The 15,427-nt window shown below is 70.1% G+C and carries 12 protein-coding genes; 4 read left to right on the plus strand and 8 right to left on the minus strand.

What is annotated here, in order from left to right; all coding sequences use genetic code 11:
* Positions 1 to 96 precede the first annotated feature (96 nt).
* A complete protein-coding gene (locus tag ABNT58_RS13180) occupies positions 97 to 1,467 on the plus strand; it encodes an aspartate aminotransferase family protein (RefSeq protein ID WP_348753927.1) in 1,371 nt (456 codons plus the stop codon).
* A gap of 32 nt (positions 1,468 to 1,499) precedes the next feature.
* On the opposite strand, the gene ABNT58_RS13185 is transcribed toward ABNT58_RS13180, so the two are convergent.
* Genes ABNT58_RS13185 through ABNT58_RS13220 form a run of 8 tightly spaced genes read right to left on the minus strand, consistent with a single transcriptional unit; the run spans position 1,500 to position 10,091 of the window.
* Complete coding sequence (locus ABNT58_RS13185; RefSeq protein WP_348753928.1) at positions 1,500 to 2,954, minus strand: NAD-dependent succinate-semialdehyde dehydrogenase; 1,455 nt, start codon at positions 2,952 to 2,954, stop codon at positions 1,500 to 1,502.
* Positions 2,955 to 2,959: 5 nt separating this feature from the next.
* Positions 2,960 to 4,600 carry a bifunctional 3-(3-hydroxy-phenyl)propionate/3-hydroxycinnamic acid hydroxylase gene (locus tag ABNT58_RS13190; protein WP_348753929.1) on the minus strand — a complete coding sequence of 547 codons (1,641 nt, stop codon included), beginning with the start codon at positions 4,598 to 4,600 and terminating at the stop codon, positions 2,960 to 2,962.
* A complete protein-coding gene (locus ABNT58_RS13195; RefSeq protein ID WP_348753930.1) occupies positions 4,597 to 5,475 on the minus strand; it encodes an alpha/beta hydrolase in 879 nt (292 codons plus the stop codon). The genes ABNT58_RS13190 and ABNT58_RS13195 overlap by 4 nt, the downstream gene beginning before the upstream one ends.
* 19 nt (positions 5,476 to 5,494) lie before the next feature.
* Positions 5,495 to 6,100, minus strand: a complete 606-nt coding sequence (locus ABNT58_RS13200; protein WP_348753931.1) for an amino acid synthesis family protein — start codon at positions 6,098 to 6,100, stop codon at positions 5,495 to 5,497.
* A 25-nt stretch (positions 6,101 to 6,125) separates the two neighbouring features.
* Complete coding sequence (locus ABNT58_RS13205) at positions 6,126 to 6,629, minus strand: VOC family protein (RefSeq protein ID WP_348753932.1); 504 nt, start codon at positions 6,627 to 6,629, stop codon at positions 6,126 to 6,128.
* A 4-nt stretch (positions 6,630 to 6,633) separates the two neighbouring features.
* Positions 6,634 to 7,671 (minus strand): glycosyl hydrolase, encoded by a 1,038-nt coding sequence (locus tag ABNT58_RS13210; RefSeq protein WP_348753933.1) that lies wholly within the window; start codon positions 7,669 to 7,671, stop codon positions 6,634 to 6,636.
* A gap of 14 nt (positions 7,672 to 7,685) precedes the next feature.
* Entirely contained in the window at positions 7,686 to 8,495 is an 810-nt protein-coding gene (locus ABNT58_RS13215) for an SDR family oxidoreductase (protein WP_348753934.1), read from the minus strand.
* A gap of 24 nt (positions 8,496 to 8,519) precedes the next feature.
* Positions 8,520 to 10,091 (minus strand): acetolactate synthase large subunit, encoded by a 1,572-nt coding sequence (locus tag ABNT58_RS13220; protein WP_348753935.1) that lies wholly within the window; start codon positions 10,089 to 10,091, stop codon positions 8,520 to 8,522.
* 158 nt (positions 10,092 to 10,249) lie between these two features.
* Here ABNT58_RS13220 and ABNT58_RS13225 point away from each other — a divergent pair, with 158 nt between their 5' ends.
* The 3 genes from ABNT58_RS13225 to ABNT58_RS13235 all read left to right on the plus strand — a co-directional run bounded on the left by ABNT58_RS13225 (position 10,250) and on the right by ABNT58_RS13235 (position 15,127).
* On the plus strand, positions 10,250 to 11,242 hold the full coding sequence (locus ABNT58_RS13225; protein ID WP_348753936.1) for a tripartite tricarboxylate transporter substrate binding protein: 993 nt from the start codon (positions 10,250 to 10,252) through the stop codon (positions 11,240 to 11,242).
* A gap of 95 nt (positions 11,243 to 11,337) precedes the next feature.
* A complete protein-coding gene (locus ABNT58_RS13230) occupies positions 11,338 to 12,774 on the plus strand; it encodes an APC family permease (RefSeq protein WP_348753937.1) in 1,437 nt (478 codons plus the stop codon).
* Between the two features lie 154 nt (positions 12,775 to 12,928).
* Positions 12,929 to 15,127: a DUF6351 family protein gene (locus tag ABNT58_RS13235; protein ID WP_348753938.1), complete on the plus strand. Its 2,199-nt coding sequence runs from the start codon at positions 12,929 to 12,931 to the stop codon at positions 15,125 to 15,127.
* Positions 15,128 to 15,427 lie beyond the last annotated feature (300 nt).

The raw sequence follows: 15,427 nt of genomic DNA on the forward strand, positions 1-15,427 counted from the left end.
AGGGTGCCGATTCAGGCTACCGCTGGCCGGCGGCGCCCGACACCATGTCGACACCCGGCGGCCGTTGCCGCCGTTTCCTTGATGAAGAGGTGAGACATGGTTGAAGCGCAACTGGAAGCCCTGAACTTCCCCGATGCCCCCCACATGGTGACCGCGGCCTTTCCCGGCCCGCGTGCACAAGAAGCACTGGCCCTGTCGGCCCGCACCGAATCGATGGCGCGCGGCGGTGGCCGCATGCCGGTGGTGATGGACCGCGCCTTCGGCGTGACTTTCAAGGACCCCGACGGCAACACCTTCATCGACCTGTCGGCCGGCGTGGGCGTGAGCAGCGTCGGCCGGTGCCACCCCAAGGTGGTGGCGGCGATGCGCCAGCAGTCGGAGTCGCTGATGCACTCGATGGAGGTCAACAGCACCCGCCGCACCGAACTGGCCGCCAAGATCTCCGAGATCATGCCCGAGGGGCTGCGCGGCAACTGCATCACCTACTTCGCGCAAAGCGGGAGCGACGCACTGGAAGCCGCCGTCAAGTTCGCCAAGCGCGTGACGGGCCGCCACCAGATCATCGCGTTCCATGGCGCCTACCACGGCGTGTGGCATGCCTCCGGCTCGCTGACCACAGGCACCGCCTATCGCAAGGGTTTCGGGCCTTTCATGGCCGGCGTGATCCATGCGCCTTACCCCTATGCCTACCGCTTTCCGTTCGACACCACGCACAAGAGCGCGGAGCAAGTGGCCGGCGAGTACGTGGACTACCTGCTGAACACGCCGTACACCGGCGCCGACGACGTGGCCGCGGTGATCGTGGAGCCGGTGCAGGGCGAAGGCGGCTACGTGCCGCCGGCGCCCGAATTCCTGCAGCTGCTGCACAAGGCCTGCGACAAGAGCGGTGCGCTGCTGATCGTCGACGAGGTGCAGGCCGGTGCCGGCCGCACCGGCAAGATGTGGGCGGTGGAACATTCGGGCGTGAAGCCCGACATGCTGACCTTTGGCAAGGGCATGGGCGGCGACGTGCCGATGGCCGGCCTGGTGATGCGCGCCGACCTGGCCGAGAAGATTCCCGACGGCTCGGCGCCCAACACCTTCGCCGCCAACTCGGTGTCGGCCGCCGTGTCGCTGGCCAACATCGCGCTGCTGCAGGACCCCGAGCTGAACCTGGTCGAACGGGCCCACCACCTGGGGCTGGAAGCGCAGGAACGCATCCGCGGCTTCAACAGCCCCTTCGTGGGCGAAGTGCGCGGCCGCGGGCTGATGATCGGCATCGAGCTGGTGGAAGACCGCGCCACCAAGGAGCCCCTGAGCCGCGAGCACCTGGGTCAGCTGATGGCGTACCTCACCAGCCACGGCGTGCTGATGATCCCCTGCGGCCGCTACACCAATGTGATGCGGGTGATGCCCTCGCTGACCATTCCGCGGCAGCTGCTGCACAAGGCGCTGGATATCTTCGGCGACGCGCTGCGGACGCTGTGAGCACAAGCCGGGGGCAGGGCCCCCGGCCTTGATCAGTTCATCTGGGTCACGAACTTGGTGACCAGGTAGGCATCGAAGGTTTCGGTGCCGCCTTCGCTGCCCATGCCGCTGTCCTTGATGCCGCCGAACGGGATCTCGGACGGGGCCATGCCGAAGTGGTTGATGTTGACCATGCCCGCTTCCAGCAGGCTGGCCAGGCGGTAGGCGTGGCGGGTGGCGCCGGTGAAGGCATAGGCGGCCAGGCCGAAGGGCAGGCTGTTGGCGATGCCGATGGCTTCGTCCAGTTCGTCGAATGGCAGCAGCGCGGCCATCGGGCCGAAGGGTTCATCGCGCATCAGGCGGCTGCCGGGCGCGGGGTTCAGCACCACCGTGGGGGCAAAGAAATGGCCTTGGTCGCCGATGCGGCTGCCACCGGTGGCCAGCTCGCCGCCGGTGGCGCGGGCATCGTCGGCGAAGGCCTGCAACTCGGCCAGCCGGCGCTGGCTGGCCACCGGGCCCATCTGCGTGCCGGGGTCCAGGCCAGGCCCCACGCGCAGGGCCCGTGTGCGTTGCAGAAAGCGTTCGGCAAAGCGCTCGAACACCGGCCGCTGCACCAGAAAGCGGGTGGGCGACACGCACACCTGCCCGGCGTTGCGGAACTTGTAGGGCGCCAGCAGGTCGGCGGCGCGGTCCACGTCGGCATCGGCGCAGACGATCACCGGCGCATGGCCGCCCAGCTCCATCGTCGTGCGCTTCATGTGCTGGCCGGCCAGTGCTGCCAGCTGCTTGCCCACGGGCACCGAACCGGTGAAGGAGACCATGCGCACGATGGGCGACTCGATCAGGTGGCGCGACAGCGCATCGGCCGGCCCCCACACCACGTTCAGGCAGCCGGGCGGCAGGCCTGCATCGTGGAACAGGCGGGCCAGCGCCACGGTGGCGCTGGGCGCATCCGCCGGGCCCTTGAGCAGCAGCGTGCAGCCGCTGGCCAGCGCCGCCACCACCTTGCGCAAGGCCTGGTTGAACGGAAAGTTCCAGGGCGAAAAAGCGGCGCAGACGCCGATGGGTTCACGCAGCACCGTCTGCCGCACCTCGGGCAGGCGCGCCGGGATCACCCGGCCATAGATGCGGCGGCCTTCTTCGGCATGCCATTCGGCATGCTCGGCGCTGCCGGTCACCTCGGCCAGCGCTTCGGCCAGAGGCTTGCCCTGGTCGCGGGTGATGTCGCGGGCGATGTCGGGGGCCCGCTCGCGGGCCAGCGCTGCGGCGCGCCGCAGGATCTCGGAGCGTTTGAGCGGCGACTCGAACCGCCAGCTGGCGAAGGCGCGCTGGGCCGCCGCCAGGGCGCGGTCGAGGTCGTCGGGCGTGCCCCGCGGCAGTCGGCCCAGCAGGCTGCCGTCGGCCGGGTTGAACACCGGTTGCGAGTCGCGGGGGCCGACCTCGACAAACTCGCCGTCGATGTACTGGCACAGGGTGGCGTAGGGCGCCGTGGCGTCAGGGGTGGGCATGGGCTTCAGGCCGCGAGGCGTTGCTCGGGCGCTTGCAGGTCGGTGAAGGCCGCGAACTGCCGGGTCACCTCGGGCAGGTCGGCCGGGCTGCAGTGGGCGGCGATGTAGCGGTCGGGGCGCAGCACCAGCAGCCGGCCGCCAGGGTGCGCATCCATCCAGTCGGACAGCTGGTTGTCCACGTCCTCCACGCACACGGTGCCGTGGGCGGAAGCCATGCGGGCGCCTGGCTGGTCGCCGCAGCGGGCGCGGTCCACCCGCACGAAGCGGGCGCCCAGCTGCTGCCAAAAGGCCAGTTGGTCGGGGGGCAGCGCGTCTTGCGGGTCGGTCTGCCAGCCCACCAGCGCGAACCAGGGGCCCAGCGCTTCGTCCAGCTTCACCCGCTGGCCATCCGCGTCTTCCACGTCGGGCTGTATCAGCATGCGGCCCACCATGGGGGAGCCGGGGCTGCGCACCACCACGCCCTGCTCGTAACGCGGCATCGGCTTGAAGCGCATCTGCAGCACGTAGTGGCGCAGGCCGGGCAGCCAGCGCGCCGCACTGAAGAAGCGGTCGCGCAGCCAGGCCTTGAGGCGGTTGCGCGGCATCAGCATGGCGCCGAACAGGTCGGCCAGGTCGATCATGGCCTGTGCATGGCGGTGCCGCTCGTCGTGGTAGCTGGCCAGCACCGAGGGCTTCAACCGGCCTTGCACGATGCCGGCCAGCTTCCATCCCAGGTTGCCCGCATCGCGCAGGCCGGCGTTCAGGCCCTGGCCGATCCACGGCGGCGACAGGTGGGCCGCATCGCCGATCAGCGCCACGCGGCCGACCACGAAGCGGTCGGCCACGCGTGAATGGTGGGTGTAGGTGCGGGCACGCACGATCTCCACCGCTGCCGGATCAAGGACATAGGGCGCCAGCAGCCGCCGCACCGAAGCGGGCTCGGCGATGGCCTGCTCGTCTTCATGCGGAAAGACCATGAACTCCCAGCGGCGGTAACCATAGGGCAGGTAGATGCAGACGTTGGGCCGCCGCGGGTCGCAGTTGAGCGCGGTGTAGGGCGCATCCAGCGGGGCATTGCGCACGTCCACCACCAGCCATTTGATGGCATGGGTGCGGCCCAGCAGCTGGGCGCCCACCCAGTCGCGCATCGGGCTGCGGCCACCATCGGCGCCCACGCAGTAGTCGCAGGCCAGGGTGTAGGCTTGGCCCTGGGCATCGCGCACCTGCAGCCGCACGCCGTGGTCGTCCTGGGTCAGGCCCAGCACCTCTTCACCCAGGCGCAATTCCACCTGCGGGTAGCGCTGCAGGCCCCGGCGCAGCGTCTTCTCGGCGATCTGCTGCATGAAGATGTTGCGGCGCCACCAGCCGTATTCGCGGGTGGAAGCGCGGATGTCGGCAAAGCAACGGCCATCGGCGCGGAACATGCGCAGCGGCACATTGGGAATCATGTCGCGCAGCAGTGGCTCGGCCAGCTGAACGGACTGGAAGAGGCGCAGCGCTTCGTCGTCCATGCCGACCGCGCGCGGGTATTCCAGGATCTGGCGCTCACGCTCGATGACCACGGTGCGCACGCCCTGCGCACCCAGCAGGTTGGCCAGCGCGATGCCGTTGGGCCCGCCGCCGACGATGACGACCGGTACACGCTGAAGCGGTGGTTGGGCGCTCATGGCAGGCGCCGCGGCCGGGCGGCCACGTCCAGGTCGGCCAGGAAGGCGTGCAGCGGCGCCTCGAAGCCGGGCAGGTTGTCGTCGTGCACGTAGTGGCTGGCATCGGCCACCTCGGCGAGGCGGATGCAGGGGTTGCGCTGCGCCATGGCCTGTGCGGTGTCGCGTGCCAGGAAGTCGGAGCAGGCACCGCGCAACAGCAGCGTGGGCACGGTCAAGGCGTCCACATGCGGCCACAGGTCCACCAGCTGCTGCGGCGTGGCCGCCAACCGTGCGGCAGCGATGCCGGCGGCATCGTGGCGCCAGACCACGCTGCCGTCGGCATCGGCCTTCATCGAATGGCGCACGCGGGCCGACAAGGCGGCCTCGGACACCCCGGGCCGTTGCGCACGCCAGAAGGCTTGCGCCTCGGCCCAGCCCGCAAAGCGGTCGGGCGTGGCCTGCAGCTCACGGCGGATGCGTTCGGCCCCGGCCGAGGAGGCCGAGGCGCCGGGGCCCATGTCCTCGATGACCAGGCCGTGCAGGCGCTGTGGGTTGGCTGCCGCATGGACGAAGGCGGTGGCACCGCCCATCGAGTGGCCCAGCAGGATGAAGCGGTCGAGCCGAAGCTCATCGACCAGGGCCTGCAGGTCGCGCAGGTAATGCTCGGTGAAGTAGCGGCGCTGCGGGTCCCAGTCGCTGTGGCCGCGACCGCGCTGGTCCAGCGCGATGAAGCGGTAGCGGTCGGCCAGCGGCAGCGCCACCGGCTCCCAGGTATGGGCAAAGCTGCGCAGGCCGTGCAGCGCCACGATGGCGGGCGCGGCGATGTCGCCCCATTCCACGCAGCGCAGGTTCAGGCCTTCGCTGCGGATCCAGGTTTCACGCACGTGGGTGCTCATGGTCGGGCGGGCGCTGGCTTCACACCAGGCCGTCTTGGCCCTTGACGTCGCGCGCCTGCAGCCCACCCAGCCGGGCGTTCAGGCGGCCACGGGTGGCAAAGGCCCAGACGATCAGCAGCTCGTCGCGGTTGGGCGCGTCGTTGAACATCACGCTGATCGAGTCGTAGTGCGAGCGCACGTACAGCGCGTCCTTGTGGGCCAGCGGCACGTCGAGCACGGTGCCGGGCCCGCCGCGCTTGCCGGTGGAAGGCACCCACGACTTGCCACCGCCCACGCCGTCGCGCACGGGGTTGGCGGCAGGGTTGGTGAGCAGGGCATTGCCGTGTTCGTACTCGCCGTCGATGCCCACCAGGCAGGCCTTGCCGTAGCTCTCTACGGCCTGGCCGGCGGCCGCTTCGCGGATGCGGCGGCCGAACTCGGCGCCCAGCAGCGGTGAAGGCGCGATGAAGGGCGAGAGATCGGCCTCATAGCGGCCGGCATAGGGGTTGTGGATCGCGGCGGCGATGACGATCTTGCGCAAGGGCGCGCCGTCGGCGGGCTGGCCGGTTTCGCCGGCCAGGGTGTCCTCGATCTGGAGGTACCACTTGCGGATGTGGTAGCCGTGGAAGTTGGGGGCCTGGTTCATGGCTTGCTCGCAGTGCGTCGGTCGGTCAGTCGAAAAGCGGCTGCAGCTCGATGGGGTCGCTGGCCGCGTTGTATTGCGTCATCAGGCGCTTGCCTTCGGCGTCGTCGTGCTCGCGTTCGCAGAAGAACTCGAGCCGGTTGCCGTCGGGGTCGTTGAAGTACACGCCGATGCCGGCCTTGTGGTCGGTGATCTTCACGATGGGCACGCCGCGGCGCAGCAGCATCCCGTACAGGCGCCGCAGTTCGTCCAGGTCGCCGGCGATCTCCAGCCCGTAGTGCTGCAGGCCGATGGTGCCCAGCTCCGCCGGCGTCTGCGCCTTGATGAGGGCGATGTCATGGTGCTTCTGGCCGAAGGACATGAAGGTCCAGCGCGGCTCGCTGGCCACCTGCTCCATGCCCAGCACCTCGGCGTACCAGCGGCCGGAAGTCACCGGGTCGCGCACGTACAAGGCCACATGGGTGCGTTGCACGCGCGGCACCGGCAGGCGCTGGCCGGGTTGCAGCGGCGGAATGTCGGGTCGTGTGGTCATGGGCTCAGTCGGTGGATTGCGCCTGGGCCACCAGCGGCGCCTTCACCGGCGTCCAGGCCACCGCGGTGATCTCGGGGAACGACCGCCATTCCTTGTGCCAGCTGCGGCCGCCGTCGGTGGAGCGAAAGAGGTCGCCGTACTTGGTGCCGGCATACAGCCGCGTGGGGTCCGCGCCGTGGCCGCCCAGCGCCCAGAAGGTGGAGTTGGGCGGCGTCTCCAGCTGCATCTCGGTCCAGTGGAAGCCGCGGTCGCTGGAGCGGTAGAGCCTCGTCTTGAGCCCGGGCGTGCCGTCGCCGATGGCCATCAGCAGCTCGTCGTCGCTGCCCGGCAGCGGCATCACCGTGCGGGTGTAGTACAGGCCGTCGAAGCGCTGCTTCGACAGCTGCCCATCCCAGGTCTGGCCATCGTCCTGGCTCACGTACACCGCATTGACCGTGAGCACGATGAAGGTGCGCGGCGCGCTGGCCGTGGCCGGCAGGATGGAGATGGCATGGATGTCGGAGCTGCGGATGGCCTTGCGCGGATCGTCCAGCCGCTCGAAGTGCTGGCCGCCGTCGCGGCTGCGCCAGGCACCGCCTTCTTCCACGCCGAACCACACGTCCTGCCCGTCGTCGGGGTTCACGCAGATGGTGAGCATGCGCGGGCGGTTGACGCCCTGGCAGAACTCGTCCATCTCCGGCGGCAGGCGGTGCCAGGTCTCGCCGCGGTCGGTGGATTGGAAGAGGGCCGCGCGCGAGGGCGCGCCGGTGCCGGCATACATCACCTCCGGCTGGCTGGGATCGATGCCGATCGACCAGACCGTCATGCCGCGGATGGCGCCTTCGGCCAGGCGCCAGTGGGCACCGCCGTCGTCGCTGATGCACAGGCCTGCATCGGCACCGGCATACACGCGGTCCGGCCGCTCGGGGTCGACGGCCAGGGCGCGCACCACGCCGTCGAACTCGATGGCCTCCTTCAGGCCCAGCCGGTGCCAGGTGCGGCCGTCGTCGTTGCTGCGCAGGATGCCCTGGCCGGCAGTGGCCACCATGATCGTGAAGTTCATCGCTCGTGCCTCGCTCAGAGGAAGATGCCGCGCGTCAGGCCGCCGTCGCAGCCCAGCGATTCGCCGGTGATGGAGCCCGAGCGGGGCGAAGCCAGGAAGGCGATGATCCAGCCCATTTCCTCGGGCTGCAGCACGCGGCGGATGGGCGTGGCCTTGACGTAGTTGGACTCCACGGCCGCGGCGGTCAGGCCCTGCTTCTGCGCTTCCTTCTCGTACAGCTCGTGGATGTGGGGCGTTTCCACCACGCCGGGGTGGATGGTGTTGACGGTGATGCCGTCGGGGCCCAGCTGGTCCGACAGCGTCTTGGTCATGTGCACGATGGCCACGTTGCGCATGCCCGAGAGCTGCTTGCTGCCCCGACCGGTGAGCCCGCCGATGTTGACGATGCGGCCATAGCCGCGGCGGCGCATGTAGGGCGCCACCGCCTTGGCACAGCGGAAGTAGCCCACCACCTTGATGTCGATGTCCTGCAGCAGGCCTTGCGGATCGGCCTCCGCCAGCTCGCTGCGCACCAGGCCGCCGGGGTGGGCCGCGCCGTTGACCAGGATGTCGATGCCGCCGAAGGCTTCGGCCGTGGCGGCCATCGCGGCTTCGATGGTCGTCATGTCGGTGGTGTCCACCACCACCGGCAGCACGCGGCCGGCACCGGGCTGCGTGGCCAGCATTTGGCGCAGCTCGGCGGCGGCTTCTTCGAGGTGGTGGAGGCGGCGCGCCGCGATGGCCACGTCCACGCCTTCGCGTGCCAGTTCCAGCGCCGCTGCCTTGCCGATGCCCATGCTGCCGCCGGTGATGAAGGCGACCTTGCCCTTGAGTTGAAGATCCATGGTGTTGTCCTGGTGAGTGAGGGGTCAGGCCAGCCGCATCTCGATCAGCACGGGGCCTTCGGTATGAGCCTGGGCGTGCGCCAGCGCCCGCTGCAGTTCTTCGGTGGTGGTGGCGGTGTGCGCCGGCACGCCATAGCCGCGCGCCAGTGCCAACCAGTCGAAGGGCGGGTCGTCCAGCAGCGTCAGCCGCTTCGATTGCTCGCCCGCTTCGATGCCGGAGCGGCCCAGTTCGGTCTGCAAGATGCCGTAGCGGCGGTTGGAGGTGATGAGCACCACCACGGGCAGCCGTTCGCGGGCCATGGTCCACAGCGACTGGATGGTGTATTGCGCGCTGCCGTCGGACTGCAGCGCATACACGCGCCGGTCGGGGCAGGCCACCGCCGCCCCCAGCGCCACCGGCAGGCCCTGGCCGATGGCGCCGCCGGTGTTGGTGAGCACCGTGTGCCGCGCGGCCTGGGCCGAGGCGGTGACGAAGGGGTAGCCGCAGGTGCCGCCCTCCACCGAGACGATGGCCTGGTCGGGCAGGGCGTTGGACAGCAGCCGGCCCACCGCCACCGGCGTCAGCGGGCCGGCCTGCACCGGCCACTGCTGCGGCGCCACGCCGGGCACCACGCGCGGCGCCTGCAGCAGCTCGGCCAGCTGTTCCAGCGCCAGGTCGGCCGGCTCGCCGGGGGCGGCCAGCAGCTGCAGCCGGTCTTCAGGCGCCAGCCGGCTGGGCAGGCCCTCATAGCCGAAATACGCCACCGGTGCGATGGCGCCGGCCAGCACCACCTGGGCGCCGTCCAGCGCCTGGATCGCGGCCTCGGGGAAGTAGGGCAGGCGGTCGATGTCGGGCAGGGCGCCGCCGCGCTCGGTGCGCGCCGGGAAGGTCTCGGCGTACAGACGCGCGCCGGTGGCTGCGGCAATGCGGCCGGCGGCCACCTGCCCGCGCGCGCTCAACGCCCGGTCGCCCAGCAGCAGCACGGTGGGCGTGCCGGCGTGCAGCACGCGGGCCACCGCTTCCACACGCGCGGCATCCACCACCGGCGCGGCCGGGCGGGGCTGCGTGGGCGCCCGCTGCTCGGGTGCCGGCAGCTGCTGGAAGTCGACCGGCACCACCAGCGTGGCCACGCAGCCCGGGCTGGCCGCGGCGGCGCGCAGGCCATCGACCGCGTCGGCCTGCAGGGCCTGCGGCTGCGCGATGGCGCGGTACCAGCCCGACACCGGGCGCGCCAGCGATGCGATGTCCGAGGTCAACGGCGCGTCGTAGGCCAGGTGCCAGCTGGCATGGTCGCCCACCAGGTTGAGGATGGGTGAACGCGCCCGCCGCGCGTTGTGCAGGTTGGCCAGCCCATTGGCCAGGCCGGGGCCCAGGTGCAGCAGCGTGGTGGCCGGCCGGCCGCTCATGCGGGCGTAGCCATCGGCGGCGCCGGTGCACACGCCCTCGAACAGGCCCAGCACCGCACGCAACTGCGGCAGCAGGTCGAGGGCGCCCACCAGCGGCATTTCGGTGGTGCCCGGGTTGGCGAAGCACACCTCGGCACCTCCAGCCGCCAGCGCCTGCAGCAGGCGGAAGGCACCGGAGCGCGGGGCGTCGGACAGGGTTGGTTCGTTCATTCATGCATCCCAAAATACGGGAATGATGGTAGTCTCAAAAAACGGGATGAGCAAAGGGGTGCTAACCCATATCGGCACCTTGTGGTCACCCGCGGTGCGTGTGTTCACACGTGCAGGCCGTTGTGTGAGAACGTCGTTGCAAGGAAGGGAGCCACTCGATGCGCAAGCGCAAGACTCTTCGGGCCCTGGCGGGCCTGGCCGTGGGAGCCGCAGCCTGGCTGGGTGCCGGGCCGGCGGCCTGGGCACAGGGCGGTGAATGGCCGCAACGGCCGGTGCGGCTGGTGGTGCCGTACCCGCCGGGCACCGGGCCGGACATCATGGCCAGGCTGGTGTCCGAGAAGCTGGGCAAGGACCTGAAGGCCACCTTCGTCATCGACAACAAGCCCGGCGTCAACGGCAGCCTGGGCACCGAATCGGTGGTGCGGGCGCCGGCCGATGGCTACACCCTGCTGCTGGTGGACCGGTTGACGCTGTCCACCAACCCGCTGCTCTACAGGCTGAGCTACGACCCGCGCAAGGACCTGGCTTCGGTGAGCAACATCGCCGACGTGAGCCTGTACCTGGTGGTCTCGGCCGCGCTGCCGGTCACCGACTTCCGCGGCTTCGTTGAGCACCTCAAGGCCAACCCCGGCAAGGTGACCTTCGGCAGCGGCGGCGTGGGCAGCATCTCCCACCTGAACATGGTGCTGCTGCAGGACGGCACCGGCACCCAGATGCTGCATGTGCCGTACAAGGCCTTCGCGGAGGTGATTCCGGCGATGCTGGCCGGCGACATCGCCGCCTCCTCGGGCGGGGTGGAAGCGCTGCAGCAGCATGTGGCCCAGGGCAAGCTGCGGTTGCTGGCGGTGGGCGCGCCCCAGCGCACGCCGGCCGCGCCGGCGGTGCCCACCATCCAGGAAGCGGCGGGCGCGGACTTGCTGATCTCGACCTCGTATTCGCTGCATGCGCGCTCCGGCACGCCGCCCGAGGTGCTGGCCCGGCTGCAGGCCGCGCTGCGGCGGGTGATGGCCGACCCGGAGGTGCAGGAGTCCGCGGCGCGCCGCGGACTGCGCGCCTACGCCACCACGCCGCAGGAGCTGGACGCGGTGATCGCCGCCGATGCCGCCCGCGTGGGCCGGTTGATCCGCGAGCACCACATCAAGGTGGAGTAGGGCGGCCGGCCCGCGCAAGCTGCCGATCTGGGCTGACGCGGGCCACGGGCGGGCCGTAGAGTGCGGCGGCAGAGACCTTCTGCACAGGAACCTTCATGTCCAGCGCGAAACCGCCCACCTGCCACGAACTGCGACGCGACTCCCTGGGGGTGGGGGCCATCACCTTCATGGTCATCTCGGCGGCGGCGCCGCTCACCGGCGTGGCCGGCGCGGTGCCCATCGCGTTCCTGATGGGCAACGGTGCCGGCGTGCCGGCCACCTTCCTGCTGATGACGCTGGTGATGCTGGCTTTTTCGGTCGGCTACGTGGCCATGTCGCGCCACGTGCGCAATGCAGGCGCCTTCTATGCCTACGCCGCGCGCGGCCTGGGCGGCTGCTGGGGCGGCGCCGTCGCCTTCATGGCGCTGGTGTCGTACAACGCGCTGCAGTTCGGCCTGATCGGTCTGCTGGGTGGCATCGCGGCCGGGGTGTTCGGCGGCTTCGGGCTGCACCTGCCCTGGTGGGCCTGGAGCCTGATGGCGGTGCTGCTGGTGGGCGTGCTGGGCTACCGGCAGGTGGACCTGTCGGCCAAGGTGCTGGTGCTGCTGGTGGCGCTGGAGTACGCGGTGGTGCTGATCGTCGACTTCGCGATCCTGGGTCGCGGCGGCGCCCACGGCCTGGCCTTGAACCTGTTCGATCCGTCGGCGCTGCTGTCCGGCTCGCTCACCGCTTCGGTGCTGTTCTGCCTGGGCTCGTTCATGGGTTTCGAGGCCACCACCATCTATGCGGAAGAAGCGCGTGACCCCGATGTCACCATTCCCCGCGCCACCTACCTGTCGGTGTTGCTGATCGGCGGCTTCTTCGTCTTCAGCACCTGGTTGATGATCGCCGGCGTGGGCGCCGACCAGCTGCTGCCCACGCTCAAGGCCCTGGCCGACCCCAGCAGCCTGTTCTTCGATCTGGCCGGCCGTTACGTGGGCGGTCCGATGCCGGCCATCGCCGGCCTGCTGCTGGTGTCCAGCCTGTTCGCGGCGCTGTCCGCCTTCCACAACTACATCGCCCGCTACAGCTACGTGGCCGGCCGCGAGGGCCTGTTGCCCGCGGTCGTGGGCACCACGCATGCCTGCCACCAAAGCCCGCACGTGGGCTCGGTGGCGCAAACGGCGGGTGCGCTGGTGGTGCTGGCGGTGTTCGCCGGGCTGGGCCTGGACCCGGTGCTCAACCTGTTCACCTGGGTGTCGCAGGTGGGCGTGCTGGGGGTGCTGGGCATGATGGCGCTGACCTCCGCGTCGGTGGTGGCCTTCTTCCGCCGCCGCGGCGAAGGCGGCCTCGGCACGCGGGTGCTGCCGGCGGTGTCCGGCGCCGTGATGGCGGCGCTGTTCGTCTACGTCTTCCTGCACTTTGCCGACCTGACGGGCACTGAAGGCGGCGTGCTGGGCGCGGTGCTGCCGGCGCTCATTCCGCTGTCGGGCCTGCTGGGCTGGGGGGTGGCCCGGCGGCTGCGCGCCCGAGACCCGAGCGCCTACTCGCGCATGGGTGTCAGCCGGGTGTGAGACCCTGGCAGGGGGTCGCGATGGCCTGGCCCCAGACCTGCGCACGCATACCAGCTTTGCCCCCGGACGGCTTACATGCCCTGCTGACGTCCTCCTAAGCTCTGCCCGCATTTCCTCGGTCGAGGAAATCGAAGACTTAGAACGAGGAGACAACATGCCCTCTGTGGCTCGGGCGTGCGCGCCTGCCTGTTTTTCGCTGCTGGCCGTGGTGCTGGCATTGTCCGGTTGCGGCAGCGACGGTGACCCTGCGGCTTCGGTCGTGGGTGCGCTCTCGGTGGCCTCGGGTCGTGCCGACATGGTGAGCGGCGGCGACGCCCTCATGCGTGTGACGCCGGCGGCGCTGGTCGACCCGGCGCGCATCGCGATGGCCGTCAACCAGGTCGCCGTCAACGCCGTGTTCCGCAGCGATGGCTATCAAGGGCTGGTCGGCCTGGCGACCGGGCTGCGCGAGGGCGTCAACGACGTCGCCGTCTGGCAGACCGATGCGGCAGGGGTGGAAGTGCCGGGCACCCGGTCCACGCTCAAGGTGACCAACCATCCGTCCACCGGTCCCATCTTCTCGGGTCCGCAGGAAGCGCCGTTCTTCTGCCAGACGCACCAGTTCCGCCTCTGGACCAACGGCCCGTTCTACACGGCTTCACCCGTCTCGGCGCCTTGCACCGTGCCCACGCGGGTGGACTACCTCTACCGCAACGCCGCCGGCAACTTCGTGCCGTTCGATGCAGCGGCGGCGCGGCCCGCGGACCTGTCCAGCACTACCACGCTGGACGGGCGCACCGTGCCCTACATCGTGCGCCTGGAGACGGGCACGCTCAACCGGGCCGTCTACCAGATCGCCATCCTGCACGACCCCACCGGCGCCGGAGACGCAGCCTATGCGGGCTGGAACCGGCGCCTCGTCTACACCTTCGGCGGCGGCTGTTCGGGCGGGATGTACATCCAGGGGTCCACGCATGGCGGGGTGCTCGACCACGACATCCTGTCGCGCGGCTTCGCGGCCGCATCGGCATCGCTCAACGTCTACCGCAACAACTGCAACGACGTGCTGTCGGCCGAGACAACGCTGATGGTGAAGGAGCACTTCATCGAGGCCTACGGACCGGTGAGGTACACGATCGGCTGGGGCGGCTCCGGCGGTGCCGTGCAGCAGATCACCATGGCCGACAACTACCCCGGCATCCTCGACGGCATCGTGCCGCGGCAGAGCTTTCCCGACCTCGTGCAGACCGCCGTGGTCGATGCGCGCCTGATGTTGAACTTCTTCCGCACCACGGGGGGCTCGCTGCTCGACCAGGAAGCGTTGCGCCTGGCTTCCGGTTTCGGCACCTCTGGCCAGTTCGTGAACCTGGCCGAAGGCAACGGCGCACGCTTCGAGGCGCTGCCCACGCGCGCTGGCTGGCCCGATGCGGCGTGGAACGCGGTGGTGCCGGTGGGCGTGCGCTACGACCCCGTGACCAACCCGAAGGGCGCCCGACCGACCTTCTACGACCACAACGTGAACACGTACGCCAAGAGCGAGAACGGATTCGCGCGCCGACCGCTGGACAACGTGGGCGTGCAGTACGGCCTGGCCGCGCTCCAGGCAGGGCGGATTTCGAAGACGCAGTTCCTCGACCTCAACGACAAGGTGGGCGGCGTCGACATCGACTTCAACTTCACCACCAACCGCACCAGCGCCGACCTCTTGGCCCTGAAGGCGGCCTATGAAACCGGCAGGGTGCTCAACGGCGGCGGCGGGCTGGCCGACACGCCCGTGCTGGACGTGGACGGCACCTACGGCGACTTCGCCGTCAATGGCGACGTGCACCAGAAGCACCAGCACTTCGCCGTGCGCGAACGCGTCAGGAAGGCCAACGGCAACGCCGACAACTACGTGATGTGGAGCGGTGCGTTCGGCAGCTCGGCCGCAGCGGTTCCGCAGGCCCTGGTGGCGATGGACGCCTGGCTGGCCGCCATCCAGGCAGATGCCTCGGCGGCCTCGCGCCGCGACAAGGTGCTGCGCAACAAGCCCGCCGGCCTGACGGACGGCTGCTATTCGGCCGGCACCTTCATCGCCGAGCCGCAGTTCCATGGCGCTGCCGGTACCTCGCAGTGCAACAGCCTCTACCCCTCGGCCGGCTACCCGCTGGGCGTGGCCGGTGCGCCGCTCAGCAACGACATCCTGAAGTGCCAGCTGCGCCCCATCGATCTGGCGGAGTACGGCGTCAGCTTCACGCCGGCGGAGCAGGTACGGCTCAACGCCATCTTCCCGACAGGGGTGTGCGACTGGTCGCGGCCGGGGGTGGAGCAGCGGCCGCTCAAGGGCACCTGGCTGCGGTACACGGGCGTCGGCACCTATGAAGCCGCGAACTGACGGCTGGGAGAAAGGAGTGACCATGAACACCTGCAAGCTGCTGCGCTGTCGTTCCTCGACGCGGAGCAGGCTTGCCTAGGTGCTTGCACTAGCGCTGCGGCCGCCGCGGGCCAAACAACTCGGGGAAAGCCCTGACCGGCGGCCCGTCGATAGGGGCCTGATCGGGGTCACCGGCAGGCCGGAAACGGTTGCGCCGGGGCGCGTTACCGGGGCGGTATCGATCGCCGCTACTCCCGGTATTGGACGCAGCTGACGCCGCTCGCTTCAATGCGCTCGCGTCCGGCTCGTCGGAACGCCACA

It is taken from the genome of uncultured Aquincola sp. (assembly GCF_964001545.1).
GTDB lineage: Bacteria > Pseudomonadota > Gammaproteobacteria > Burkholderiales > Burkholderiaceae_C > Aquincola.